The organism is Dyella japonica DSM 16301, from assembly GCF_001010355.1.
GTDB classification, from domain to species: Bacteria; Pseudomonadota; Gammaproteobacteria; order Xanthomonadales; family Rhodanobacteraceae; genus Dyella; species Dyella japonica.
Window position 1 is genome coordinate 43,199 of record NZ_JPLA01000015.1, and the last position, 22,446, is coordinate 65,644.

23 protein-coding genes and 1 pseudogene are annotated in these 22,446 nt (G+C 61.7%); 20 read left to right on the forward strand and 4 right to left on the reverse strand.

The features are described from left to right. Window positions 1–291: 291 nt before the first annotated feature. The 19 genes from Y882_RS06660 (at window position 292) to Y882_RS19965 (ending at window position 19,869) form a co-directional block, all read left to right on the forward strand. Window positions 292–3,096: an ATP-binding protein gene (locus tag Y882_RS06660; RefSeq protein ID WP_052949746.1), complete on the forward strand. Its 2,805-nt coding sequence runs from the start codon at window positions 292–294 to the stop codon at window positions 3,094–3,096. Between the two features lie 704 nt (window positions 3,097–3,800). Further along, window positions 3,801–4,277: an NUDIX domain-containing protein gene (locus Y882_RS19170; protein ID WP_162207396.1), complete on the forward strand. Its 477-nt coding sequence runs from the start codon at window positions 3,801–3,803 to the stop codon at window positions 4,275–4,277. A 165-nt stretch (window positions 4,278–4,442) separates the two neighbouring features. Further along, window positions 4,443–4,868, forward strand: a complete 426-nt coding sequence (locus tag Y882_RS06675; RefSeq protein WP_046971125.1) for a MerR family transcriptional regulator — start codon at window positions 4,443–4,445, stop codon at window positions 4,866–4,868. Further along, a complete protein-coding gene (locus tag Y882_RS06680; protein WP_046971126.1) occupies window positions 4,865–7,279 on the forward strand; it encodes a heavy metal translocating P-type ATPase in 2,415 nt (804 codons plus the stop codon). Before Y882_RS06675 ends, Y882_RS06680 begins: the two co-directional genes overlap by 4 nt. Window positions 7,280–7,377: 98 nt before the next feature. Next, entirely contained in the window at window positions 7,378–7,536 is a 159-nt protein-coding gene (locus Y882_RS20505; RefSeq protein ID WP_169748740.1) for a hypothetical protein, read from the forward strand. 114 nt (window positions 7,537–7,650) lie between these two features. Next, a complete protein-coding gene (folC, locus tag Y882_RS06685; RefSeq protein WP_046971127.1) occupies window positions 7,651–8,943 on the forward strand; it encodes a bifunctional tetrahydrofolate synthase/dihydrofolate synthase in 1,293 nt (430 codons plus the stop codon). A gap of 61 nt (window positions 8,944–9,004) precedes the next feature. Further along, window positions 9,005–10,066, forward strand: a complete 1,062-nt coding sequence (locus Y882_RS06690; RefSeq protein ID WP_046971128.1) for an SPOR domain-containing protein — start codon at window positions 9,005–9,007, stop codon at window positions 10,064–10,066. A 35-nt stretch (window positions 10,067–10,101) separates the two neighbouring features. Further along, on the forward strand, window positions 10,102–10,707 hold the full coding sequence (locus Y882_RS06695; RefSeq protein ID WP_046971129.1) for a CvpA family protein: 606 nt from the start codon (window positions 10,102–10,104) through the stop codon (window positions 10,705–10,707). A 15-nt stretch (window positions 10,708–10,722) separates the two neighbouring features. Beyond that, window positions 10,723–12,198, forward strand: a complete 1,476-nt coding sequence (purF, locus tag Y882_RS06700) for an amidophosphoribosyltransferase (protein ID WP_046971130.1) — start codon at window positions 10,723–10,725, stop codon at window positions 12,196–12,198. 114 nt (window positions 12,199–12,312) lie between these two features. Continuing rightward, window positions 12,313–13,125 carry a ferritin-like domain-containing protein gene (locus Y882_RS06705; RefSeq protein WP_046971131.1) on the forward strand — a complete coding sequence of 271 codons (813 nt, stop codon included), beginning with the start codon at window positions 12,313–12,315 and terminating at the stop codon, window positions 13,123–13,125. A gap of 272 nt (window positions 13,126–13,397) precedes the next feature. After that, window positions 13,398–14,606 (forward strand): site-specific integrase, encoded by a 1,209-nt coding sequence (locus Y882_RS06710; RefSeq protein WP_046971132.1) that lies wholly within the window; start codon window positions 13,398–13,400, stop codon window positions 14,604–14,606. A 98-nt stretch (window positions 14,607–14,704) separates the two neighbouring features. After that, window positions 14,705–15,496, forward strand: a complete 792-nt coding sequence (locus tag Y882_RS06715; RefSeq protein ID WP_046971133.1) for a hypothetical protein — start codon at window positions 14,705–14,707, stop codon at window positions 15,494–15,496. A 222-nt stretch (window positions 15,497–15,718) separates the two neighbouring features. Then, window positions 15,719–16,252: an IS110 family RNA-guided transposase gene (locus Y882_RS06720; RefSeq protein WP_280136519.1), complete on the forward strand. Its 534-nt coding sequence runs from the start codon at window positions 15,719–15,721 to the stop codon at window positions 16,250–16,252. A gap of 295 nt (window positions 16,253–16,547) precedes the next feature. Beyond that, entirely contained in the window at window positions 16,548–16,694 is a 147-nt protein-coding gene (locus tag Y882_RS19950) for a hypothetical protein (RefSeq protein ID WP_156171344.1), read from the forward strand. A gap of 973 nt (window positions 16,695–17,667) precedes the next feature. After that, entirely contained in the window at window positions 17,668–18,375 is a 708-nt protein-coding gene (locus Y882_RS06725) for a DUF2968 domain-containing protein (protein WP_052949748.1), read from the forward strand. Window positions 18,376–18,647: 272 nt separating this feature from the next. Beyond that, the gene (locus Y882_RS06730) at window positions 18,648–19,034 is read left to right on the forward strand and encodes a hypothetical protein (protein ID WP_156171345.1); all 387 of its coding nucleotides are present in this window, start codon (window positions 18,648–18,650) and stop codon (window positions 19,032–19,034) included. A gap of 157 nt (window positions 19,035–19,191) precedes the next feature. Then, window positions 19,192–19,575 (forward strand): hypothetical protein, encoded by a 384-nt coding sequence (locus Y882_RS19955; protein ID WP_156171346.1) that lies wholly within the window; start codon window positions 19,192–19,194, stop codon window positions 19,573–19,575. Between the two features lie 15 nt (window positions 19,576–19,590). After that, window positions 19,591–19,731 carry a hypothetical protein gene (locus tag Y882_RS19960; RefSeq protein WP_156171347.1) on the forward strand — a complete coding sequence of 47 codons (141 nt, stop codon included), beginning with the start codon at window positions 19,591–19,593 and terminating at the stop codon, window positions 19,729–19,731. Then, a complete protein-coding gene (locus tag Y882_RS19965) occupies window positions 19,732–19,869 on the forward strand; it encodes an autotransporter outer membrane beta-barrel domain-containing protein (RefSeq protein WP_156171348.1) in 138 nt (45 codons plus the stop codon). A 29-nt stretch (window positions 19,870–19,898) separates the two neighbouring features. Here Y882_RS19965 and Y882_RS19970 read toward each other — a convergent pair. Further along, window positions 19,899–19,994 (reverse strand): annotated as a pseudogene (locus Y882_RS19970) (IS5/IS1182 family transposase); the annotation flags it as partial. 138 nt (window positions 19,995–20,132) lie between these two features. Here Y882_RS19970 and Y882_RS06740 point away from each other — a divergent pair. Further along, window positions 20,133–20,822, forward strand: coding sequence for an aspartate/glutamate racemase family protein (locus Y882_RS06740; RefSeq protein WP_046971136.1), 690 nt, complete (start codon window positions 20,133–20,135; stop codon window positions 20,820–20,822). 97 nt (window positions 20,823–20,919) lie between these two features. On the opposite strand, the gene Y882_RS06745 is transcribed toward Y882_RS06740, so the two are convergent. The 3 genes from Y882_RS06745 to Y882_RS06755 all read right to left on the reverse strand — a co-directional run bounded on the left by Y882_RS06745 (window position 20,920) and on the right by Y882_RS06755 (window position 22,371). Beyond that, window positions 20,920–21,099: a hypothetical protein gene (locus Y882_RS06745; protein WP_046971137.1), complete on the reverse strand. Its 180-nt coding sequence runs from the start codon at window positions 21,097–21,099 to the stop codon at window positions 20,920–20,922. Between the two features lie 329 nt (window positions 21,100–21,428). Next, window positions 21,429–21,767, reverse strand: coding sequence for a M48 family metalloprotease (locus tag Y882_RS20940; RefSeq protein WP_082120974.1), 339 nt, complete (start codon window positions 21,765–21,767; stop codon window positions 21,429–21,431). A gap of 100 nt (window positions 21,768–21,867) precedes the next feature. Then, window positions 21,868–22,371 carry a hypothetical protein gene (locus Y882_RS06755; protein WP_046971139.1) on the reverse strand — a complete coding sequence of 168 codons (504 nt, stop codon included), beginning with the start codon at window positions 22,369–22,371 and terminating at the stop codon, window positions 21,868–21,870. Between the last annotated feature and the right edge of the window lie 75 nt (window positions 22,372–22,446).

Here is a 22,446-nt window from a genome sequence, read left to right on the forward strand (position 1 = left end):
AGCCTCTTCTGCACACAGAGGCTCGGAGCGAGCGGTCAAATGCAGCGTCTTCCTGTAAGCGTATCGACAGCGTTAGGGGTAATCATCGACTCGATGTCACAGATACGCGCACCTGACCTGGTCGCGGCGATCTACCCGAGCGGCCATTGCCCGGCAACATCCAAGCTCACGCAAGTGCAAGACCCAACATCCAATATCCCGAATGCATTCTGCTAACTTGGCGGCCCGTAAAGTTCGCCGGCCAAGTGAGGTTCGACATTGTTTTGGTAGCGCATCTGCGCCGGTTGTGGGATGAGCAAAAGCACAAGAAATATCCGTAATGAAGCGCACAGCCCGTGCATGTGCGCCTCCCGATCTGCATTGCCAGCCCTGCAAGGTCGACAAGCAGACATCGCCCTCATCGACAATCTGTTCGATCGCATCGATCAAGGCGGAACGGCGCTAGTCATCAGCGGTGAGACCGGCATCGGGAAATCCGCGCTGCTCGAAACAGCCAAGCATCGCGCCGTCGAACGCGATTTCATCGTACTGAACATGACGGGCGTTCTAGCCGAAGTCCATTTGCCTTACGCGGCGCTGGAACAAGCGCTGCGTCCATTGAGCAAGCAGATGGCAAGCCTGGTGCCTCGCCAGCGATCGGCCTTGCTGTCCGCATTCGGCATGCAGGATGACGGTGGGGCGCCCGATCTTTTCCTGGTGGCGCTCGCGACCTTGTTTGTTCTGAGCGAAAGCGCCACGTGCGCACCCATCCTGTTCGTTGCAGACGACGTGCAGTGGCTGGATAAGGCGACTTATGACGTCCTGTCTTTCATATCGCGCAGGCTCGGTTCGGACCCCATCGTTCTCCTGGTCGCCATGCTCGAAGGATTTGAGCAACCCTTCGGCGACTCCGACACCCTGCGACTCAAGCTTTCGGCGCTCAGCGATGCTGACGCAGAGCACTTGCTGGACGCTCACGCGCCAGGCCTTTCGCCTGACCTGCGCAGCCGATTCCTCATGGAGGCTGCCGGCAATCCTTTAGGCCTGCTGGAGCTGCCTCAGGCTGATCGCACGAGCGATGCCGGCGACACGGCGTGGCTTCCCTTGACGGAGCGCCTGGAGCGCACTTTCTCGTCACGTCTGCGCGATCTTCCCGATGCGGCTCGCACACTGTTGTTCGTGGCGGCGGAAAACGATGAACCGTCGATCGAGGAAGTCCTGCGTGCAGGCGAGATGGTTCTGGGTGAACGCGTGTGCGTGGATGACCTGGCACCGGCCATCGCCGCCAAGCTGATCGAGGTTGACCGGACAGAGGTGTGCTTTCGGCATCCACTCGTTCGTTCCGCACTTCATCAGGTAGCCGATCTAGCTACACGCCAACGGATTCATGGCGCACTCGCAGCAACCATTCGCGGTCAGCTGGATCGTCAGTTGTGGCATCGCGCGGCTGCCATCATCGGCCCGGATGACGAACTCGCAGACGAGTACGATCGCATGGCCAAGCGTGCCGTACGACGCGGCGCCGCGGCGATGGCCATCGAGGTGTTCGAAAACGCGGCACGACTGAGCACGACTGCAAAAGCCAGAAACCATAGGTTCCTGCGGGCTGCCGAACTCGCTGCCGATCTGGACCAGCCGGAAGTGCTCGAGCGCTTGCTGCGCCAGGTCGATGTGGACGAGTCGGACAAGCTCGCGGCCGTGCGTATCGATTGGTGTCGAGAGATCAGCAAGCCCCCTGCGGTGCATGACCCCGCGAAAGTTGCGGCACTGGTTGGCTTCGCGGCGCATGCCGAAGCTGCCGGCGCCAAGGACCTGGCCATCAACCTTCTCTGGCGCGCCGGGCAACGCTGTTGGTGGAGCAGTGCGAACGAAAAACTCCGCGCAAGTGTTCTGGTTGCGGCAAACCGGTTGGGTTTGCCAGACAGCGACCCGCGCATGATCGCCATCTCCGCCTATGTCGAGCCGCTTCGCTGCGGCCGCAGTGTGCTCAATGCGCTGCAACAGCTTTCGCCGATAGATCACAGCGATCCTTCGATCGCGCGAATTCTCGCCACCACCGCCAACATCATCGGCGCGTTCGATTTCAATGTGGGCCTGCTGGCCGAATTCGGTGCCGCGCTACGTGCGCAGGGCCGACTCGGCGAACTCGCCCGCGTACTGTTTACGCGAGGGTGGGCCGAAATGGAAATCGGCAATTGGGCGGGCGCGATGCGAGAGGCCGAAGAATCCGCCCGCCTCGCCGAGGAGACCGGTGAAACCTTGTGGGTGGCCGCAGCCACCATCCTGAAGGCCATGCTGGTGGGCATCCAGGGCAACCTGGATGAATCCGAAGCGTTCGCCGCGCAGGCGGAGCGCCTCTTGCTACCGATGGGCGCCGGCTTTCTGCGCGCGATGCTACAGATCGCACGAGGCGCGTCTGCCATCGGAGCGGGGCAGCATTGGTTGGCCTATGAGCAATTGCAGCGTGTCTTTGCGCCCGCCGACCCAGCCTTCAATTCAGGCCTGGAGTCTTTCGCGCTGGCGTATTTCGTGGAAGCCGCCGTTTTTTCCGGCAGCCCCGAGTCGGGCCGTAGAGTCTTCGATCAGATCGAGCGCGCTGCAGCCCCAACGCCCATGCCATGGGTGCAGACCATGCTGTACTACGGCAAGGCATTGCTCGCTGAACCCGAAGACGCCGAGCATTGGTATCTGCAAGGTCTTGGGCCGGCCGCGAAGCACTGGCCCTTCCTGCGAGGACGTCTGCTTCTGGCTTATGGCGGATGGTTGCGGCGCCAGCGCAGATCCGCCAATGCGAGGCGTCCACTGCGCGAGGCACGCGAAATCTTCGATGCGCTCGGCGCCTCACCCTGGAGCCATCGTGCGCGCGAGGAGCTGCGCGCTTCGGGCGAATGCAGCCGTCAACGCAGCGAGCGCATATGGGAAACGCTGACGCCCCAGGAGCTTCACATCGCGCAACTTGCTGCCGAAGGGCTTTCGAACAAGGAAATAGGTACCAGGCTGTACCTGTCGCACCGCACGGTGGGATATCACCTGCATCGCATCTTTTCGAAGGCCGGTATTACGTCTCGGTCGATGCTGGGGTCCATGCTCGTGGGCGTTGAAAATCCGGCCGGTTGATGGTCGGTCTCGTCCGTGGGTTGGGGTGAGGCCGTTGCCTCATCGACGTAGCAGATGGGCTGCCCATGCGCTCAGCGAATCGCCGTTACTGCGCGTCGCATATTGTTGATGCATCGCAGCAAAACAGGGATTTTTGTCGTTGCCAGACCCTTCGCACGTCATCAACACTGGCTTCGGCTGTGGCGCTGCGCTGCATCCGGCTTCCGGACTGCGTGACACCTGCGACAGCACGATGGCCGATTGATCGTGCCGGTCAAGACCACTGCATCCACACAATCGCATCTCTCTGACGCAACCCACGCAATAGCGGAGGTGTGAGTGTGCGCGGCGTTCCGTCCGGATCCCGCACTCGCCTTCTGGCAGTGCCTGGTGTGTTCGTTTGGGAGAGGGTCGCATGACGAAGATAAGTATGTTCTCGGAGCAAACCAACGAAGCTGGGCGATTTCGACACGACGAGGTGTTGATCAGCGAGATCGAGGCATTCCAGACCAAAGGCAGTTGCGTCGACACGCCGCGGTCATCTGCCTTGCAAGTGGCGGCGCGGCGACGGCGCATGAATGCAGTGGAAGCGAGGCAAAGGTCGCGCTGGCTGCCTCCCTTGTTCCGGATCTACTGAGTACGCAGGCAGGCAACATCACAAGGTCAGTTGCTGGCTCAGAGCGAGCGTCAATGATGCATCGCGCGATTGGATCTGGGAGAACGAGTTGACGCAGCATTTTCCATTGAGCACGGGCATCTTCGTTATCGTCCGCCGCGAGAAAAGAGTCTTGCTGCTCGGGCGAAGCCATACCGGCTGGAAGGGCAGTCTCTTAAACCTGCCGGCCGGTTTGCATCATGGCGGCGATCCACTGGCCGTCGCCGCTGCACGGGAGCTCCAGAAGGAAACCGGGTTGATGGCCGCGCCCGATGGGCTCCGCCTGGTGCATCTCATGCATTGTCGGTCCAGCGACAGCGGAGCGGAATGGTTGAGCGCGTTCTTCCTCGCAGAGCGCTGGGCCGGAGAGCCGCGGCTCATTGAGCATGGCGGGCATAGCTATCTTGGCTGGCATGATCCCAGTCGCCTTCCGCCAGGCGTGATGCCGCATACAGCGCAGGCCATCAAGTGCGCCCTTGATGGCGTGCGATATTCCCACTTTGGCTGGGCCGAACAATTGGCCTGTTATGGGGAGCGGGGCGATTAGGGCAACTCATCGTGGCCCGCGTCCTGTTCGGGCTTGCCAGTGCCATCGTTCAGGGCTAGTGCCAAAGGTGATGAGCTTGAGTGCCAAGGTTAAGGACTCTCGACAACAGCCAGTGCCCCGGGCCGCTTGACTCTGGACCTTGATCAAAGGTCTAGACTTGGTCCCATGAACACTTCCCACACCTCCATGACCATCGGCGCCGTCGCCCGGCGGGTCGGCGTCGCCATCGACACCATTCGCTATTACGAGCGCGAGGGGCTGTTGCCCGAGCCGCTGCGTCGGGCTTCGGGTTATCGCAGTTACGACGAAGGCGCGGTGCGACAGCTTCGCTTTATCCGTCGCGCGAAGGATCTGGGCTTCACGCTCGAGGAAATTCGCGATCTGCTGGCCTTGTCGGCCGATCGCCAGCGCGGCGTCAAAGCGGTGAAGAAGCGCGCGGAGGAACGGCTCGCTGCCATCGATGAGCGCATTGCCGAGCTGACCCGCGTGCGCGACGGCCTGGAACAACTGATCGAGGCATGCCCGGGTCATGGATCGCCCGATCAATGTCCGATCCTGAAAGCCTTGACGGATCAGGACGACGACGCATGAGCACGGAGACGCATGCATGCTGCAGCGCCAAGGCAGCGGCCGAGCCGGCAGCGTCGTCGACTTGCTGCGGCGCAGACGCGGCCACTCACGGCCAGCAGCATCACGATCCATCCCACCACCATGAGGCCGCGGTGAAAGATCCCGTATGCGGCATGACGGTGGATCCCGCCCATGCCAAGCACCAAGTGGAACATCAAGGCGAGACCTATTATTTCTGCGCACAGCGTTGCAAGGAAAAGTTTCTCGAAGAGCCCTCGCGCTATTTGAACGCGTCCGCCGAGCAGGCATCGGTCATTGAAGGCGCGATTTATACCTGCCCGATGCATCCGGAAGTGCAGCAGATCGGCCCGGGCCATTGCCCCAAGTGCGGCATGACGTTGGAGCCGATGATGCCCAGCCTCGACGACGACGGTGGCCACGAACTGCGCGCGATGTCGCGCCGCTTCTGGACGCTTGCCGCGTTGACGCTGCCGGTGTTTGTGCTGGCGATGGGGCCGCATCTGTCTGGCTGGCAGTTGCCTGCGCCATGGCATGTCTTCGCTGCCTGGACGGAGGCCTTGCTGTCTACCGTCGTGGTGCTGTGGGGCGGTGCGCCGTTTTTCGCGCGTGGTTGGCATTCGCTCAAACCGTGGTCGCCGAACATGTATACGCTGATCGCGCTCGGGACAGGCGTGGCCTGGCTCTACAGCGCCGCCGCGTTTCTCGCGCCGTCGTGGTTCCCTGCGGGGTTTCACGACATGCATGGGCGGGTCGGCGTGTACTTCGAATCCGCGGCGGTGATCGTCACCCTGGTTACGCTCGGCGACTTCCTTGAACTGCGCGCACGACGTCGCACTGGCGCCGCACTCAAGGCGCTGCTGGGGCTGGCGCCCAAGACGGCGCGGCGCATCGACGCCGATGGCGCAGAACATGATGTGCCGCTCGACGCCGTCCACGCTGGCGACCAGTTGCGCGTGCGTCCCGGCGAAAAAGTGCCGGTGGATGGCGTGGTGCTCGACGGCAGCAGCCATGTGGACGAGTCCATGCTTACCGGCGAGCCGCTGCCCGTTGCCAAACGCAAGGGTGAGCAAGTGACGGGTGGCACGTTGAACCAGGATGGCGCGCTGCTGATGCGTGCGGAAAAAGTCGGCGCCGCCACGGTGCTGTCGCAGATCGTGACGCTGGTGGCCCAAGCCCAACGCAGCAAGGCACCGCTGCAGCGCGTGGCCGATCGGGTGGCCGCGTGGTTCGTGCCTGGCGTGGTCTCGATCGCGACGCTCGCCTTTGTGCTGTGGGCCTGGCTTGGGCCTGAGCCAAAACTCGCTTACGCCTTGATTGCGGCGGTATCGGTGCTGATCATCGCGTGCCCGTGCGCACTTGGCCTGGCCACGCCGATTTCCATCATGGTGGCCAGTGGCCGCGGCGCGCAGAATGGCGTGTTGTTCCGCGACGCGGCGGCCATCGCGTCGCTGCGCGCCATCGACACCGTGGTGGTCGACAAGACCGGCACGCTCACCGAAGGCAAGCCCGCACTGAAGACGGTCGTGAGCCTGGGCAAGCTGCCGCGCGCCGAACTGCTCGCGATGGCCGCGGCCCTGGAACGGCTCAGCGAACATCCGCTGGCTCGGGCCATCGTCGTCGGCGCGGAAGCGGAAGGCATCGTCGTGCCGTCGGCCTCGCAATTTCGCAGCGTGACGGGGGCGGGCGTCGAAGGCGAAGTGGATGGGCACGCGGTGACGCTGGGCAACCATCGTCTCTTGTCCAACGCCTGCGTGCCGCTGGACGACGAAGTGGGAGCACGCGCGGATGCCTTGCGCGGCGAGGGTGCCACGGTGATGTTCCTCACCGTCGATGGCGCACTCGAAGGCCTGATCGCCGTGGCCGATCGCATCAAGCCCAGCACGCCGCAGGCGCTGGCCGACCTGCGCGCGCAAGGACTGCGCATCGTCATGCTCACCGGCGACAACCTCGCCACGGCGGGCGCCGTCGCCAGTGCACTGGATCTCGACGAAGTGCATGCGGACATGTCGCCCACCGAGAAGGCCGACGTGATCCAGCGATTGCAGCAGCAAGGCCATCGGGTGGCGATGGCGGGCGACGGCATCAACGACGCGCCGGCCCTGGCGGTCGCCGACGTCGGCATCGCCATGGGCAGCGGCACCGATATCGCGATGGAAAGTGCGCAGGTGACCCTGGTCAAGGGCGAGCTGAGCGCGATCGTGCGAGCGCTCTCGCTGTCGCGGGCCACGGTGCGCAATATCCGCCAGAACCTGTTCTTCGCCTTTGTCTACAACGCCGTGGGCGTGCCGCTGGCCGCGGGCCTGCTGTATCCGTGGCTGGGCGTGATGTTGTCGCCGATGGTGGCTGCCCTGGCGATGAGCCTGTCGTCGGTGTCGGTGGTGGGCAATGCACTCAGGCTGCGGCGTGCATGATGCTTGTCACCTTCGTTGGTTGACGCCACGCCCTGCCGCCAGAGCGGGCACGGACGGATGATTTCTCTCGCACCGATGGGGTGCGGGGAGACATCGCCATGAACGTCATCAACGACACGCGCAGCACGCTGGAAAAACACATGCCCCTGTTGGTCGGCCTGCTGGTTGCATGGCTTGCCGGCAAGGCGCTGAAAAAGATGTTCTGGACTGCGTTCGGCATGTATTGGGCGCTGAAGGCGACGGGCATCCACTTCTGAGTCGCTGCGGGGATGCGGCATCACGATGGCGGCTCATGCTTTAAGCTGTGCGGCCCTAGTCGCGGAAGCCGCCAGTCTGCGGCTTCGTTCGTTGGACGCATGAATACTGCACCTATGACCCGCACTCTCGACGAATGGCTGTCCTACCAGGAACGCGTGAACGTGCGCAGCATCGAGCTGGGCCTCGATCGCGTACGTGCCGTGTGGGAACGCATGGGCGCGCCCGCGCCGGCGCGCCGCGTCATCACCGTGGGCGGCACCAACGGCAAGGGCTCCACCGTGGCCATGCTCGAGGCCATGCTGGGCGCCGCCGGCCAGCGCGTGGGCTGCTACACATCACCGCACCTGCTGCGCTACAACGAACGCATCCGCATCGAGGGACATGACGCGGACGATGCTGCGCTGGTCGCCAGCTTTGAACGCATCGAGGCGGCGCGCGGCGAGATACCGCTGACTTACTTTGAATTCGGCACGCTCGCGGCGCTGGATCTGTTTGCGCGTGCCGCGCTGGACGTCGCGGTGCTTGAAGTCGGTCTGGGCGGACGGCTGGACGCAGTGAACATCATCGACGCGGACGTGGCCGTGATCACCACCGTCGATCTCGACCATATGGATTGGCTGGGACCGGACCGCGACAGCATCGGCGTGGAAAAAGCCGGGATCGCGCGGGCAGGGCGCCTGGCCGTGGTCGGCGAAATCGATCCGCCGGCAGGTCTGCTCCAGGCGCTGGAACGCGTAGGCGCGAAGGTTGAGCGTGCCGGCGTGGATTTCAGCGTGGAGCGACTATCGTCGGGCTGGCAGTGGCGTCATCGCGATGGAACGGCCTGGACGCTGCCCGATCCCGCGCTCGCCGCACCCGTGCAATACGCCAATGCGGCGGCATCGATCGCCGCGCTGCATGGCCTGCAACAACAGGACGCCGAGCTGGCGGCGCATGATCTCGCGCTTGCCGCCGCGGTCGGCGTGCGCTCCGCCCAGGTGGCTGCCCGACTGCAGGTGCTCGCAGGCGATCCCGCCCTGGTGGTGGATGTGGGCCACAACCCACAGGCGGCGCGTGCGCTGGCCGAGTGGCTGGATGCGCGTCCTGGCGTGCGCGTGCATGCCGTCTATGGCGCGCTGTCCGACAAGGATGTGGCCGGTGTGATCGGGGCGCTGGGCACGCGCATCGCGCACTGGCATCTGGCCGGACTGGCCCAGGACACGCCGCGGGGACTGTCCGCCGAAGCGCTGGCCGAGCAGCTGGCGGCCGTGCTGCCCGATGCTCCGTATGAGGTCCATGCCGACGTCGGCACCGCGCTCAAGGCCGCACGATCCTCGGCCAGGCACGGCGAATGCGTGCTCGCTTTCGGCTCGTTTTTCGTCGCGGCGGCGGTGCTTGCTGAATCGGGTGGGGCCGATTCGGCCTGAGCGGCAGCTGGCCCGGCTATAATCGCCCCGTTCTCGCATCCCCGCCCGCTTGGAGCCCGTCTTGAAAACACGTCTGCTGGGAGCTGCCGTTCTCATCGCGCTGGCTGTGCTGTTTGTGCCGATGTTCATCTCCAGCAACCCGCCGACGACCAGTGGCGACGAATCGGTGAGCCTGGCGATCCCGCCGGCACCCGATCGTGACCTGCAGACCAAGACCATGAGCCTCACGCCTGGCGCGGCTCCGGCGTCCACCGCGGCTGCGGCGCCCAAGCCGGTCGTGCCGGCACCGGCGGCCACGGCCACCCCGGTGGGCTCGTCCGACCAGCTGGCCACCGTAAACATTGGCTCCAACCGTCCCAAGGACGTGGAAACCGATCCCACCGCCGGCCAGAAGCCTGAACCCACCACGGTGACGCGTCCGGGCTCCAGCGCCTCCCAGCCGGTGATCCCGGTGCAGGGCAAGGCCGCCGGTGTGACGGGTTCGGCCACCAGCACGGCCGGCAAGGCCACGACGTCGGCAGCCATCCCCGCTCAACAGGAACCGGCCATGCCGCCGGCGACCGCGGCGCATGGTGCCTATTCGCTCAATCTCAGCGCCTATGCGTCCAGCGCCAGCGCGCAGAGCCTGATCCAGCGCGTGCGCGGTTTGGGTTACCCGGCCTCGGGTCGCGCCATCAACCAGGGCGGCAAGCAGCTGACGATGGTGACGGCGGGTCCGTTCGAATCCCGCGCCGCCGCCGAAGCGGCACGCCTGAAGATCACCCAGACCATCCCGGGTGCCCCGGCTCGCCTCGAAGGCAGCGCCTCGACGCCGGCCCAGGACGATGCGCCGGTCGCCAAGCCGGCCGCACCGGCAGGCAGTACGGCTGCTGCGCCGGCTTCGCGTCCCGGCGCCTGGGCCGTGCAGGTGGCCGCCATGGGCAGCCAGAACGATGCCAATGCGCTGCGCGACAAGCTGCGCGCCAATGGTTTCGACGGTTACGTGGATACGGTCAATGCCAACGGCAAGCAGCTGTGGCGCGTGCGTGCGGGTCCGCAGACGCAGCGTGCCGACGCGGTGCGCGTCCGTGACCAGATCAAGAGCAAGCTGGGCGTGGACGGCAACGTCGTCACCGCTCCGTGAACTTCAACCTGAACCAGCGACGGTAAGGTGACCCGGTGAATTGGGCCGACTACATCATTCTTGCCGTACTGGGCGTCTCGGTCTTGATTGGCCTGTGGCGCGGCCTCATTTCCGAGGTGTTGGCGCTGGCCATCTGGATCGTGGCGTTCTGGGTGGCCTGGACCTATGGGCCCAGCGTGGCGGCGTATTTCGAACACAGTATCCAGCTGCCGTCGGCGCGGATCCTGGTCGGCTACGGCCTTTGCTTCATCGTGGTGCTGATCGTGGGTGCGCTGCTGCGCTTCCTGGTGAGCAAGCTGGTGGAAGGTACCGGACTGTCCGGCACCGATCGCCTGCTGGGCATGGTGTTTGGTTTCGTGCGCGGCGTGCTGCTGGTGACGCTGGCGGTGTTCCTGCTCGGGTTTACCGCGTTCACGCGCGATCCGTGGTGGCACGATTCGGTGTTATTGCCGCAGTTCAAGGGAATGGCTGCGTGGCTGGGTGAGCGCGTGCCGGACAACGTCCGTCACTATCTCAATCCGCAGCCTCTGCTGGACCATTTACCCGCCTTGCCAGCGGGCATGCCAGGCGCTTCGCCAGCGACTGGACATGAAACCCATCCTGCGACCGCAACCACGGCCGCCCCGGCAACGACTTTCTAATACAGGCTTTCAACCATGTGCGGAATCATCGGCATCGTCGGCACCAGTGAGGTCGCCGCGTCACTCTATGACGGTTTGACCGTGTTGCAGCACCGTGGCCAGGACGCCGCCGGCATCGCCACGGTGGACGGCGCGCGCCTGCGCCTGCACAAGGGCAACGGCCTGGTGCGCGACGTGTTCAACCAGACCTCGATGAGCGGCCTGCGCGGCCGCATCGGCATCGGTCATTGCCGCTATCCCACGGCCGGTTCCGAAGGCTCCGCCGAGGCGCAGCCGTTCTACGTGAACTCGCCTTACGGCATCGCGTTCGCGCACAACGGCAACCTGGTCAACACCGAACAGCTGCGTCGCGAGATGTTCGAAGACGACCGCCGCCACATCAACACCGATTCCGATTCCGAAGTGCTGCTCAACGTGCTGGCGCACGAGCTGCAGATCCAGGATCGCATGGCGCTCACGCCCGACCACATCTTCAAGGCCGTGGCCGGCGTGCATCAGCGCGCCGCGGGCGGTTACGCGTGCATCGCGCTGGTGCTGGGCTACGGCCTGCTGGCGTTCCGCGATCCCAACGGCATCCGTCCGCTGGTGCTCGGCGAGCGCGTGACGCCGGAAGGCCGCGAATACGCCGTGGCGTCCGAGTCGGTCGCGCTGGACATCCTGGGCTTCAAGCGTCTGCGCGACCTGGACCCGGGCGAAGCCGTGATCATCACCGACGACGGCCAGCTGCATGCGCGCCATTGCTCCGAGGGCGCCACGCATGCGCCGTGCATCTTCGAATACGTGTATCTCGCCCGTCCGGACTCGATGATCGAGAACGTGTCGGTCTACAAGGCGCGCCTGCGCATGGGCCAGAAGCTGGCGGAGAAGATCCTGCGCGAGCGTCCGGACCATGGCATCGAAGCGGTGATCCCGATTCCCGACACCGCGCGCACCGCCGCCTCCGCGCTGGCTGAGGCGCTGGGCGTGCCGTTCCGCGAGGGCTTCGTCAAGAATCGCTATATCGGCCGCACCTTCATCATGCCGGGGCAGGGCGAGCGCGTGAAATCCGTGCGCCGCAAGCTCAATCCGGTCGAGCTGGAATTCCGCAAGAAGAACGTGCTGCTGGTGGACGACTCCATCGTGCGCGGCACCACCTCGCGCCAGATCATCCAGATGGCCCGCGAAGCCGGTGCCCGCAACGTGTACTTCGCCTCGGCCGCACCGCCGGTGCGCTACCCGAACGTATACGGCATCGACATGCCGGCCGCGTCCGAGCTGGTGGCGTCCGGACATTCAGAGAAGGAAGTGGAGAAGGTGCTCGGCGCCGACTGGCTGATCTACCAGGACCTCAAGGACCTGGTGTGGGCAGTGCAGGATGGCAACGAGAACCTCAAGCACTTCGACACGTCGTGCTTCTCTGGCGAATACGTCACCGGCCTGGACAAGCAGTACCTGCAGCAGATCGAAATGCTGCGCTCGGACGACGCCAAGGCGGCTCGCCGCAGCGCCTAAGATCGGCCGCAACCACCTGTGGGAGCGCACCCTGTGCGCGACTGCCTCGACGCTACATGTCGCAGTCGCGCACAGGGTGCGCTCCCACAACCCATCCGCCAGCGTGTTCCGCCCATGACCGCCGACCTCCACGCTGCCGCCAAGCGCTGCCTCGACGCCACTGACCCCGCGGAGAAGCTGCGCCTCACGCACGCCGCCTGGGAAGCGTTCCTCGCCGGCGAACTGCGCCCCGATGACGCATCGCCCGCACCCGAGCCGATCGGCGCGCCAGGCCGCCCCGAGTTGCCCCGTCTGGTACCGCAGCGACAGGTGCCGCATCGCGGCCTCGGTTCCAATGAGGGCCGCGCTGCGCTGGTACACGCCGTAGCGCACATCGAATTCAACGCGATCAACCTCGCCTGGGATGCCGTCTACCGCTTTCGCGGCAAGCCGCTGGATTACTACCGCGACTGGGCCAGCTGTGCGCACGACGAGGCGCGCCACTTCGCCATGTTGTCAGGCCGGCTGGCCGAACTGGGCCACGCCTACGGCGACTTCGACGCGCACAACGGCCTGTGGGAAATGGCCGAGAAAACCGCCCATCACGACACCGCGCGCATGGCCTTGGTGCCACGCGTGCTGGAGGCGCGCGGCCTGGACGTGACGCCGGGCATGATCGAGCGCCTGCGCTCGGTGGGCGACGAGCGCACCGTGGCCATCCTCGAAGTGATCCTGCGCGAGGAAGTGGCTCACGTAGCGGCCGGCACGCGCTGGTTCCGCCACTGCTGCGAACGCGACGGGCTGGAGCCGCGCGAGACTTTCCTCGACCTGCTGCGCGATTACATGGGTGCCACCCTGCGTGGCCCGTTCAATCGGCCTGCGCGGTTGGAAGCAGGTTTCGACGAGGAAGAACTCGATCGCCTCACCAAGCTCGCGCTGCAATCCTGAGCTTGGCCTGGGCGGATGCGGGCGACTGCGCGCTCCACGTCGAGAGGGCAATAAAAAAGCCGGCACTAGGCCGGCTTTTTTATCGAATTTTGGTCGGGGTGACATGATTCGAACATGCGACTTCTACGTCCCGAACGTAATTCTAAGGCTTTTTTGTTCAATGACTTATCACGTAAGTCATTGAATTAAAGAATGGTAATATTTTGCGACATTTCGCGATATGCTTCTTTTTGCAGGACGTTTGCAGGACGTTTGCAGGACAAAGGAAGGCCGTGCCAAAAATCACTCGCGAAGTACTGACGCTCAAAGTCATCAATGGTGCCAAGCCCAAAGGCAAACTGTACCGCTTGCGGGATGCGGCCGTCCCCGGTCTGGTGTTGCGGATCAGTCCCTCCGGTACTCGAGCCTGGGCAGTGACCTGGGGGCGTGGACAGGAGCGGATCATCGGGAATTACCCCGTTATGACCCTGGATGGAGCGCGAGACACGGCGCGCCGCGAACTGGGTGAGGTGGCCGAGCATGGAGCCCCGTTGGCCGTAATCAAGGCGACGAAGCCCGATGCTGTCGTGGAGACCTTCGGAGACTTCATGGCGCTATACAAGCCGCACCTGGAAGCTACGGCCAAGGCGGGGAAGGCCACAGTCGATTGCCTTCATGCGCAGTTCGGTTATCTATACAGCGAACCCTTGGGTTCAATCGGACGTGCCGTATTCGACAAGTTCAAGGCCAATCGACTCAAGGCCGGTCGTCATCCGTCCACCGTGAATCGCGACCTCGACCGCCTGAAGGCAGCACTCTCTAAAGCGGTGGAGTGGAACTTGCTACCCGCCAATCCGTTACTCGGCATGAAGCGGATCAAGAGGGATATCGAAGATCGGGTCCGCTATCTGTCGCCAAAAGAGGAAAAGGCCCTTCGCAAGGCACTCGATACTCGGGAGCAGCGTTTCAAAGTCCGGCGCGCCTCGAACAACCAATGGCGCGTTGTGCGTGGTCTAGAACCGTTGCCGCCACTAGCCGGATACGTTGATCATTTGATGCCGATGACTCTGCTCGCCCTCAACACGGGGCTGCGCCGAGGCGAGATCACGCAGCTCACGTGGGCCGACATCGATCTGAAGAAGAAGCTCCTGACAGTGCGTGCAGGCTACGCGAAGTCGGGTAAAGCGAGGCACGTCCCGCTCAACAGCGAAGCGTTGACGGTCCTGAAGCAATGGAAGCAGCAGCCGGACGGGGGGCTGTTCCATCTGACGTCCGTGACAAAGTCGTGGGCGAACCTGACTGAGAAGGCCAAGGTGTCGGACTTTCGATTCCATGATCTACGGCACACGTTCGCCAGCAAGCTGGTCATGGCGGGTGTCGACCTCAATACGGTACGCGAGCTATTGGGGCACGGTGACATCAAGATGACCTTGCGCTACGCGCATCTGGCGCCTGAGCACAAGGCTGCAGCGGTAGAAGTCTTGGTCAAGGTGGTCAAGTGACTCGGCTACTGGCGATTGGAATGGCTTTGATTGAGATTGGGCCACACCTGCCGTTATAGAGGCTTAGGCATTCGTGGTGAGCGGGATAGGAGAAGAAGTTGACGGTGACTGACGTAGAGGCTTTTTTTACTCGGGGCATTCCTGACGACCTTGACCTCATGGCCTTTCCTTGCACGGAAGATCACAGGTATCTATTCCATGGGGCCGTAGCCAAGATCATTGCGTTCGCAAGAGAAGGGCTTGCCGGGTGTTCCGGTGAGGATGTCCGGGGGACCTTGCAGCTGGCCGAGTTTGCGTTGTTCGACATGGTTCAAAAGGACGTGCTCGTAGATAGGGACGGCCGGCCGTTTTCGATGGGTGAGGTCAGGAAGCGTTCCGCCATCGAATTTTTGCCGCCGACGTGCATGCGCCTTTCGGCGGCATATGACCGGATGGTCGAGAGAGCCGATGAGTACGGGGGTGTCAGTCTGATTCGAGAATCCACGGCAACCCCTGCGCACATTTGTTTGGCGCTGGCGCTCGGTCACGCCGTGACGGCGATCAGTCGTATGGATACTCCGGGTTTTTTTCAGATCGGGGCATGGCATGCCATGGTTGCTGCCGAAGTCATGGGTGTTTTTTACCTCCAAGCCAATGACATCAACTACAAGAGTTACCTTGTCAGTCAAGGTGCACGAAATTCCGTACGCAATCGGTGGGCGAGACTCGATCCGGTGAAAGCATTGGCGTTCCGGCGGCGGCAAGAGTACCCCCATCTATCGCGATCTCGCGCTATCGATCAGATGCTCCCCGAGGTTCTCGATGCGGCGAAGGATGCTGGCGAACCGCTTACGGGGGGCGATCCAAAGGCGACCGTTGAAGGATGGTTTCGTAAGGCCGGGGTGAAGTAGCTCTGCGAGGTATGACATGGCGTGTATGGCACTCAATATGTGTACAGTGCGGATTCCTGTCAGGCTCAACGTCGATTCCGGCGAGCGCTGAGGACCCCGTTGGTGTTGATCCGGGACGGCCGACTTGCCGTTGTCAGGTGCTACCGGCTACTTTCCGAAAGGTCCGCTTCCGACCTAGAGCAATGAGATGGACTCCTCCGCGTCTTCGGCATCCCGAGCTGGCTGGAGGATGCCGACAACGGTCTAAGTGCGAGCTTCCGATACTTGCTCGAAGGTCTGTGGCGAGATCTACGCTCGGCTGACGAGCGCATCATGGAATTGGACGGCCAAATCAACGAGGCAGCCAAGGCTGATCCTGATGCGCGTCGGTTGCAGCAGTTGCGAGGCGTCGGCCCCGTGGTCGCCACGGCCTTGGTGGCCTGTGTGGGCGATGCCAGGCAGTTTGCCAACGGTCGACAGATGGCCGCATCGCTTGGCCTTACACCGCGGCAATGCAGCTCAGGCGACAAGGACCGCTTGCTGGGCATTAGCAAGCGCGGCGACGCCTACGTTCGGTCACTGCTAGTCCATGGCGCCCGGGCCATGTTGCGAACTGCACCGCGACACGACGATCCGCTGAGTCGATGGGTGACCCGGCTGGCGTCGCGATCGCATCCCAACGTGGCCTGTGTGGCCATGGCCAACAAGACGGCGCGCATGGCCTGGGCCATGCTTCGCCATGGTACGAACTACCAACCGGCGCTGGCGGCCGCCTGAGCGAACCACCGAGTAAATCCCATCACGATTGCGAGGCTCTCTGAGTGATGGCGAACCGGTCGAACCGGCGTCGGAAAACCCCGAAAGGTCCGTGTGCCCGCGAGCACGCCAGAGCGATAGGGAGCCGACGCGCGACTAGCTCATCGTGGCCCGGCACCGCCTGACGGTGCAGCGTTTAGAGGCCGGATTTACGTGTGCAGTCGACACGAACGCCAGAGCTAAGAGATGCTTGGCAAAGGGGAGGAGTCCATATACGGACCTTATTTGTGACGGCCTACAAAAATGAGGCACGTGCATGATTTTGAGAAATGGAGGCCGCTTTCTGGACCTCATCGCGGTCGGCGCCAACGGCGGCGCGATAGAGCGGCTGTCTGACGGGGAAGTCAAGGAGAAGAAGGCCAACGGCTCCTTCTTCGAGGTGGAGCGGCGCATTTTCGTCTAGCCGTGGACCGCGGGATGGTATGGCTCCTGTTCGATGGAAAGCTGCGCGCCGCTCAGCAGGGGACATCGGTCACCGTCGAAAGTGCAGAGGAGCTACGCACTTTCTCGGCCTTTGATGGGAAGGACCTAATCGTCTGGGCTCCGTGTCCCATCTTGGGTAACCTCAAGGTGGCATGGCGAGATTGAAGCGTCGTTTGGCGATAAATGTCCGCCGTGCGGGGCGACCCGTGGTTCTCATGGGAGCTCCAGCCACCTAAGCCCCCGGTCGTCGTCGTAACACGACGACCGGGGGGGGCTTTTTCGTTGATCTGTGAGGTAGCCCGAAGGCCTCAGAGTGAGCTGTATGTACTTCACATGAAGCGCGCACTCCTAGCTACGGTCGATCTAGTGAACACACATACAGCCAACGATCACTCGCCCAGGGCCGTCGGGCAGCGCACGTTAAGATCCGGCCCCCGAAGGTCGTGCCGACTCATTTCCCCATGCCGTAGGAGTGCGCGGAGAAGTGGTCAATGTGGGATCGATAAAGGCGCGAACCGCCTTGATCAAGGTAAGGCGGCTGGATGATGAGTAGATCGAGGGGGGGGGCAGGTCTTTGGACTCAAAATTGAGGGTAGTTCCTAAGCAAGCCGGACCAAGTCTGAGAGGATCTGGTCATGAAACGATGTCCTTTGTGTGGTGCTAGTCGCCCCTACCCAATCACGGCAGAGCAGCCTTTGGCGCTGCCAACAAAAAGAACGAGGCGATACCACGTCATGGCCAGCGATCCTCGTCAGCGTCCTCAACAACGGCACACACAGGTCGACATTCCAAGAATTGTCCGATTTCCCCCGCCTCGTCCAACTTCTATCCTTCGTGTGCGGAGCTTGCTGCCGCCCCATGGTTTGTCCAACTCAAGCGGTGCGCGGTTTGGACTCACGGGCTAACGCGTGAATCCCTGGCAAAATTCCCCCAGAACCTGCCTGGAGCGGGCCTTGAGCGAAACAACGACAACCGACCTTTCCGGCGCCCCCATCGCCGAGGTAAAGGCTAGCACCTATCACTCTGAGCCGTCGGATGGAGGAGTCCTCCTTGTCGAGGAAGATGCTACCGAATCCTTTAGCGCGTCGACCTGGCTACTTCATGACGTCGATGATGACCTCATCAAAGTTGCCGACGTGGCAGAAGTGGAACGACTCGATAGCGAAAACGCCCTCACTGAGCTGCGTCAATTTCGCAGCTTCCGCCACACAGTGCGGCTATCAATGCATCCGCTTGACCTCAAGTTCTACGCGTCGGTTTACTTGGATGCCTTGCTGTGGCGCGCACTGAAGTCCTCCGACTACGAAGTTGCTGAAAAGGCCTTCGAGGAGCTCATTGCGAAGGTCAACATTCACACCCGAGCCGACGTACGTCGAATACAGTTGGACGCAAGACAAGTGCAGCTGACGCGCATGGCCGCAGAGTCCGAGGCGCGCGCGGAGCGCTTGCGCGAAAACATTCGGCGCAATGCGGCTCAGAGACAGCGCCTGATCGATTACGACAATGCGTTGCGCAACGAAATCAAGCAACTCGAAGCAGTGCGAGTGCAAACGCAGCTGCAGGTCAATCGCACCACACGCCAGATTGGCCAGCTTTACTCCAATTGTGCGGCGCAATTACCCCGCCCCAAGTACGTACCCTTCAGTTTGCGAAAGAAGTGATTATACATGCACGAACTCCTGTGAACTAACACAACGCGCTTCACACCACCACCGATAGGGTACGTGCACGATCAGGGGTTTCACAAAACAAACGTTTCATGCAATTCGCGTTGATACCCCTGTAGATGCCCGACATCGCTGCTGCTTCCGTGTGACCGCCACAGCAACCCATGAGCCGATCGGGCGAAACGCCAACCTGTTCGCAGATCGCGTTCTGTAGCGGCAACCCTATATTTCATAGGGAACATCCCTGATTCATCCGAGTGGTCGGTATGGCGATGCTCCATGGTCCCTATCTCTATGGACCCTTCCGTGCCATGACATCTTGTATGGTTAACGATGATTTCATCGAGGCACTAGCGCTCATTCCTGCGCTGCGCCACGCCGAGCGCCGCACACACGAACGATGGGATTTCAATCCGCCGCTCTCCATGGTGTACGCCATGGTGGGCAAAGCGTTGGCGGATGGTTTTGAGGAGATGACGGATGGGCAGCGGGTTTATGCCCTGGGTGTCATCCGGCATGGGCTTGCGCTCAAAGGGTGGCGACACGCGCTCGTTCGAGAAGCGCTGCTGAGTACATTCAAGGCTCGTGCCGGTGGTTTGCGCAAAGAATGCGCGGCACAAATACATGCCTATCTGAATCAGCTTTCATGTTGATTAGTTTCAGCGTCAAACAGGGCACGAGCCGCACACGGATCGCGCTGAAACCTGACGGATATGCCCGTGGCGTGTAGCTACCGTCGGCCTGTCGTTTGGGCCGCCTTTCACCGGGCTACGTGAACGACCATGGTGGTAGTGTCATGAGTTGCCGATCGTGAGAGTAGGTAATGGCTTCTGGGATTACCGTTTGCAGAACGCCAGCGGTTCCACGTCGACGCCAACTCCCGACCCCGTGCCGAATCCTTCGTCTGATGTGCCGCCGGCATCTACGCCCAGCTCCGCTGGTTGCGACACGCGCCTGTGCGTCGTACCGCAGGTGCCGTCCCATCTGAGCGCCAATAGCGTCATGTTGGCCTATGGCATGCGCAGCGTTGGTGCTCTGCACGATCGCCTGGGTGAGCTGCATCGGGATGCCTTGCAGGCAGGTAACACCGACGAGTTCTATGCTCGAATGTTTGATGGTAACTACCAGTACCGCACAGATCGCGGTTTCAGTGACTACGGTTACGACTTCAACCAGAACGATCGTGGGATCTAGATCGGTGGCACGTGGTTGAAGACGAGTAATGATGGTTCGTCGTTCCGTCTTGGCATGTACGGCAGCACAGGTACATCGCATATCACGCCAAAGGCCATCGATGGCAGCAGTGCCATGCGCATGAGCGGACGTGGCATTGCGGCTACGGGTACGTAAGTGCACGGCAGCGGCTTCTATGTTGACGGTGTGGTGGCGCGAAATTACTACAGCACGCGCGTGGACACTGCGTATCGTGGCTATGACATGGCCGAGATGAAGACGCATGGCTGGACGTACTCGCTGGAAAGCGGTTAGCCTCTACTACTGCCTCGCGTTAAAAGCGGGGGAATTACCCGATCCATCTCTCCCAGAAATCGCTCTCGCCGAGTCTGCTTCTTCTTAGCATCGAAACTCAACGAGGCGAACGAGCGCTGTTGCATCGGCGTAAACTGGTCAGGGTGATGGTGCATCTTGGCCATCGCAGAGACGACTGTCGTTAGGACACGTCCTATGTATTCGCGATAGGCCCAAGCGTACGATGTATCCGATGAATCGTGTATTTTCGAAGGAGAAAGAGTGTGCGAACCATTGGGCTAATTGGGGGGATGAGCTGGGAATCCACCGCCGTTTACTACCGCCTGATCAACGAAGAGGTCAATCGGAGACTTGGTGGGCAGCACAACGCGAAATCGTTGATGGCGACGCTCGATTTTGCGGAAATCGAAGCTTGCCAGGCTGAGGGGCGCTGGGACGATGCCGGTGCGCTGCTCGCCAGCACCGCGACCACACTCGTCGGCGGCGGTGCCGAGATCATGATTCTTTGCACCAACACTATGCACAAGGTTGCCGACTATGTATCCAACGCGGCATCGGCCGAGTTCATCCACATCGCCGATCCAACGGCGGCCGCCATCCAGCGTGAGATGCTATCGACCGTTGGCCTACTAGGCACCCGTTACACCATGGAACAGGACTTCTACCGGGGGCGCCTGGAGGCGAGCGGATTGACTGTTCTGGTTCCAGACCCGGCGCGGCGCGAGCGTGTACACGAGATCATTTACGACGAACTGTGCCTGGGTAAGGTGCTCGAAGATTCGCGCAGAGAATACCAGTCCGTCGTACAGTCGCTTCAAGCCCGTGGTGCGACCGGTGTCATCCTGGGGTGCACCGAAATCGGACTGCTTCTGAAGCCTGAGGATGTTGCTATACCGTTGTTCGACACCACGCGACTTCACGCGCTGGCTGCCGTGGATGCAGCGCTTCGCTGACCACGCCGGTGGGCTAGAGATTCCGTCTCATCCATAGATTAAGCACTCGTTAGAGTGATTGGTGCAGCCTAGCGCGAAGCTGCCTCAACGTGATCGCCTAATAAATCAGAGTATCCCTAAGCGTCGCGCCGTCAGCAAGGGTGCCGTGGCCGGTCTGATTGACGTTCACGTAGTCGAGCTGTACGTAGTTATAGCCGATATTGTTACTCTGCGTTGCCTGGGAGGCGAGGGGCGCGACCATGGCGGTGAACGCCAGGGCCAGGATGAGCTTTTTCATGGGACTCCTTGGAATTTGAATTTAGACGGCCTGCGGCTGCGGGCCTGGACCGCATTAGGCATGCTGTCGCGAAAGGATGGCTATTGGAGCGGTCTGAAAAGCCAGCTCGGGCCAGGGACTTCTCAATATCTTTTCGTGGAATAGTCTTTCTTATGCGTGCAGTCGGCTCCATGAGGTCCGAAAATAGGCGCTAATGCGGCTTCGGTGTGCGCCAAATATGCATGGGTCGGCATGATGCGGCGACCGCTCGCGTGCTGATGACGGTCGGTTCTTCGCGACGGGAGCTTGGCGGCAGCGCGCTGGGTAGATTTAGTGAATTGCAGGCGATGTCACTCGCTTACTTCTATGCCATTGAGGAAGCGATCGTGGCGAAGCAATCGATGCACGACCAAGAAGCAGGCTATGAAGGCAAGCAGAAAATGGATGCTAGGGATAAGGCTGCGTTTCAGTACGCACTGGCCCGATTCATGACCGAGCACTGCCTTGATCTCCGGCAGGGATGTCTTCTCGATCAGTTTGTCTTTGAGAGCAACACGTGTCATCCAGGTGAGACCGATGAAATGCGCGCTGACCCGTGCGGTGTGGAAAAGGTGGGTGTTGTACAGGACAACGTAATCTTTCGTAATCTGGTTTGTCCGAGCAACCGCGAGTGGAGTCATGCGCTCCATGTCCCTGGTGCTATCGGAAGAGTTGAGGTAACAACGCCCCAGGTGGTGTTTGAATTTTGACAAAAATGCAACTTGTGGTTGGCAGTCTGGGCTGGATCAATCAGTGCGACGGTTTGGCGCCGACAATTGTCGTGGCGCCCATTTCAATCTCTCGTGCGCGCTCAAGAATATCGATGGCAATCTGATCAATTAATGTGTGTCGAATCGGGCCGGGAACGTAGATGCCCACCAGATCATGACCATGTCGGTCCACGGCGATCTCGTAATCCTGGTGATCGTCGCTGATGATTTGCACGTCACGATGACTGTTCATAAATACAGCGATAACGTGAGTCGAAGTGGTCACGTTTGTAAGACTTCGTGCAATAAGTCTTGCCGTAGATAAGTCTGCTCTACCAACACATTTGAGACCAGGAAGGACAAGCGCATAGGTGCGAAAGAGTGCGTCACGGCCGCTTCGTCGCTTTGCACCGAAGAAAACGACGATACCTTCGTTGATGAGCTGGTCGAGCAATGGCTCTAGGAATGGCTTTCTGACGTGAAATTCCAGGGCAAGTTCACCCAGTGTCTTGGGTCTCTCGTGCAGCGCTTGAATGATTCGCATCTTGTGCGAAGAATCGTTTTTTTGTGGGTATGGCGCCAGACATGTGGGTTCGGTTCAGATAGGATGGTCGCGATT

Excerpts from the sequence above, each read along its gene's own strand:
- Y882_RS06660 (WP_052949746.1), top strand. The coding sequence starts at position 292 with ATGAGCAAAAGCACAAGAAATATCCGTAATGAAGCGCACAGCCCGTGC.
- Y882_RS06675 (WP_046971125.1), top strand. The coding sequence starts at position 4,443 with ATGAACACTTCCCACACCTCCATGACCATCGGCGCCGTCGCCCGGCGG.
- Y882_RS06680 (WP_046971126.1), top strand. The coding sequence starts at position 4,865 with ATGAGCACGGAGACGCATGCATGCTGCAGCGCCAAGGCAGCGGCCGAG.
- Y882_RS20505 (WP_169748740.1), top strand. The coding sequence starts at position 7,378 with ATGAACGTCATCAACGACACGCGCAGCACGCTGGAAAAACACATGCCC.
- folC (WP_046971127.1), top strand. The coding sequence starts at position 7,651 with ATGACCCGCACTCTCGACGAATGGCTGTCCTACCAGGAACGCGTGAAC.
- purF (WP_046971130.1), top strand. The coding sequence starts at position 10,723 with ATGTGCGGAATCATCGGCATCGTCGGCACCAGTGAGGTCGCCGCGTCA.
- Y882_RS06705 (WP_046971131.1), top strand. The coding sequence starts at position 12,313 with ATGACCGCCGACCTCCACGCTGCCGCCAAGCGCTGCCTCGACGCCACT.
- Y882_RS19950 (WP_156171344.1), top strand. The coding sequence starts at position 16,548 with ATGATTTTGAGAAATGGAGGCCGCTTTCTGGACCTCATCGCGGTCGGC.
- Y882_RS06730 (WP_156171345.1), top strand. The coding sequence starts at position 18,648 with ATGGCGATGCTCCATGGTCCCTATCTCTATGGACCCTTCCGTGCCATG.
- Y882_RS06745 (WP_046971137.1), bottom strand. The coding sequence starts at position 21,099 with ATGAAAAAGCTCATCCTGGCCCTGGCGTTCACCGCCATGGTCGCGCCC.
- Y882_RS20940 (WP_082120974.1), bottom strand. The coding sequence starts at position 21,767 with ATGGAGCGCATGACTCCACTCGCGGTTGCTCGGACAAACCAGATTACG.
- Y882_RS06755 (WP_046971139.1), bottom strand. The coding sequence starts at position 22,371 with ATGCGAATCATTCAAGCGCTGCACGAGAGACCCAAGACACTGGGTGAA.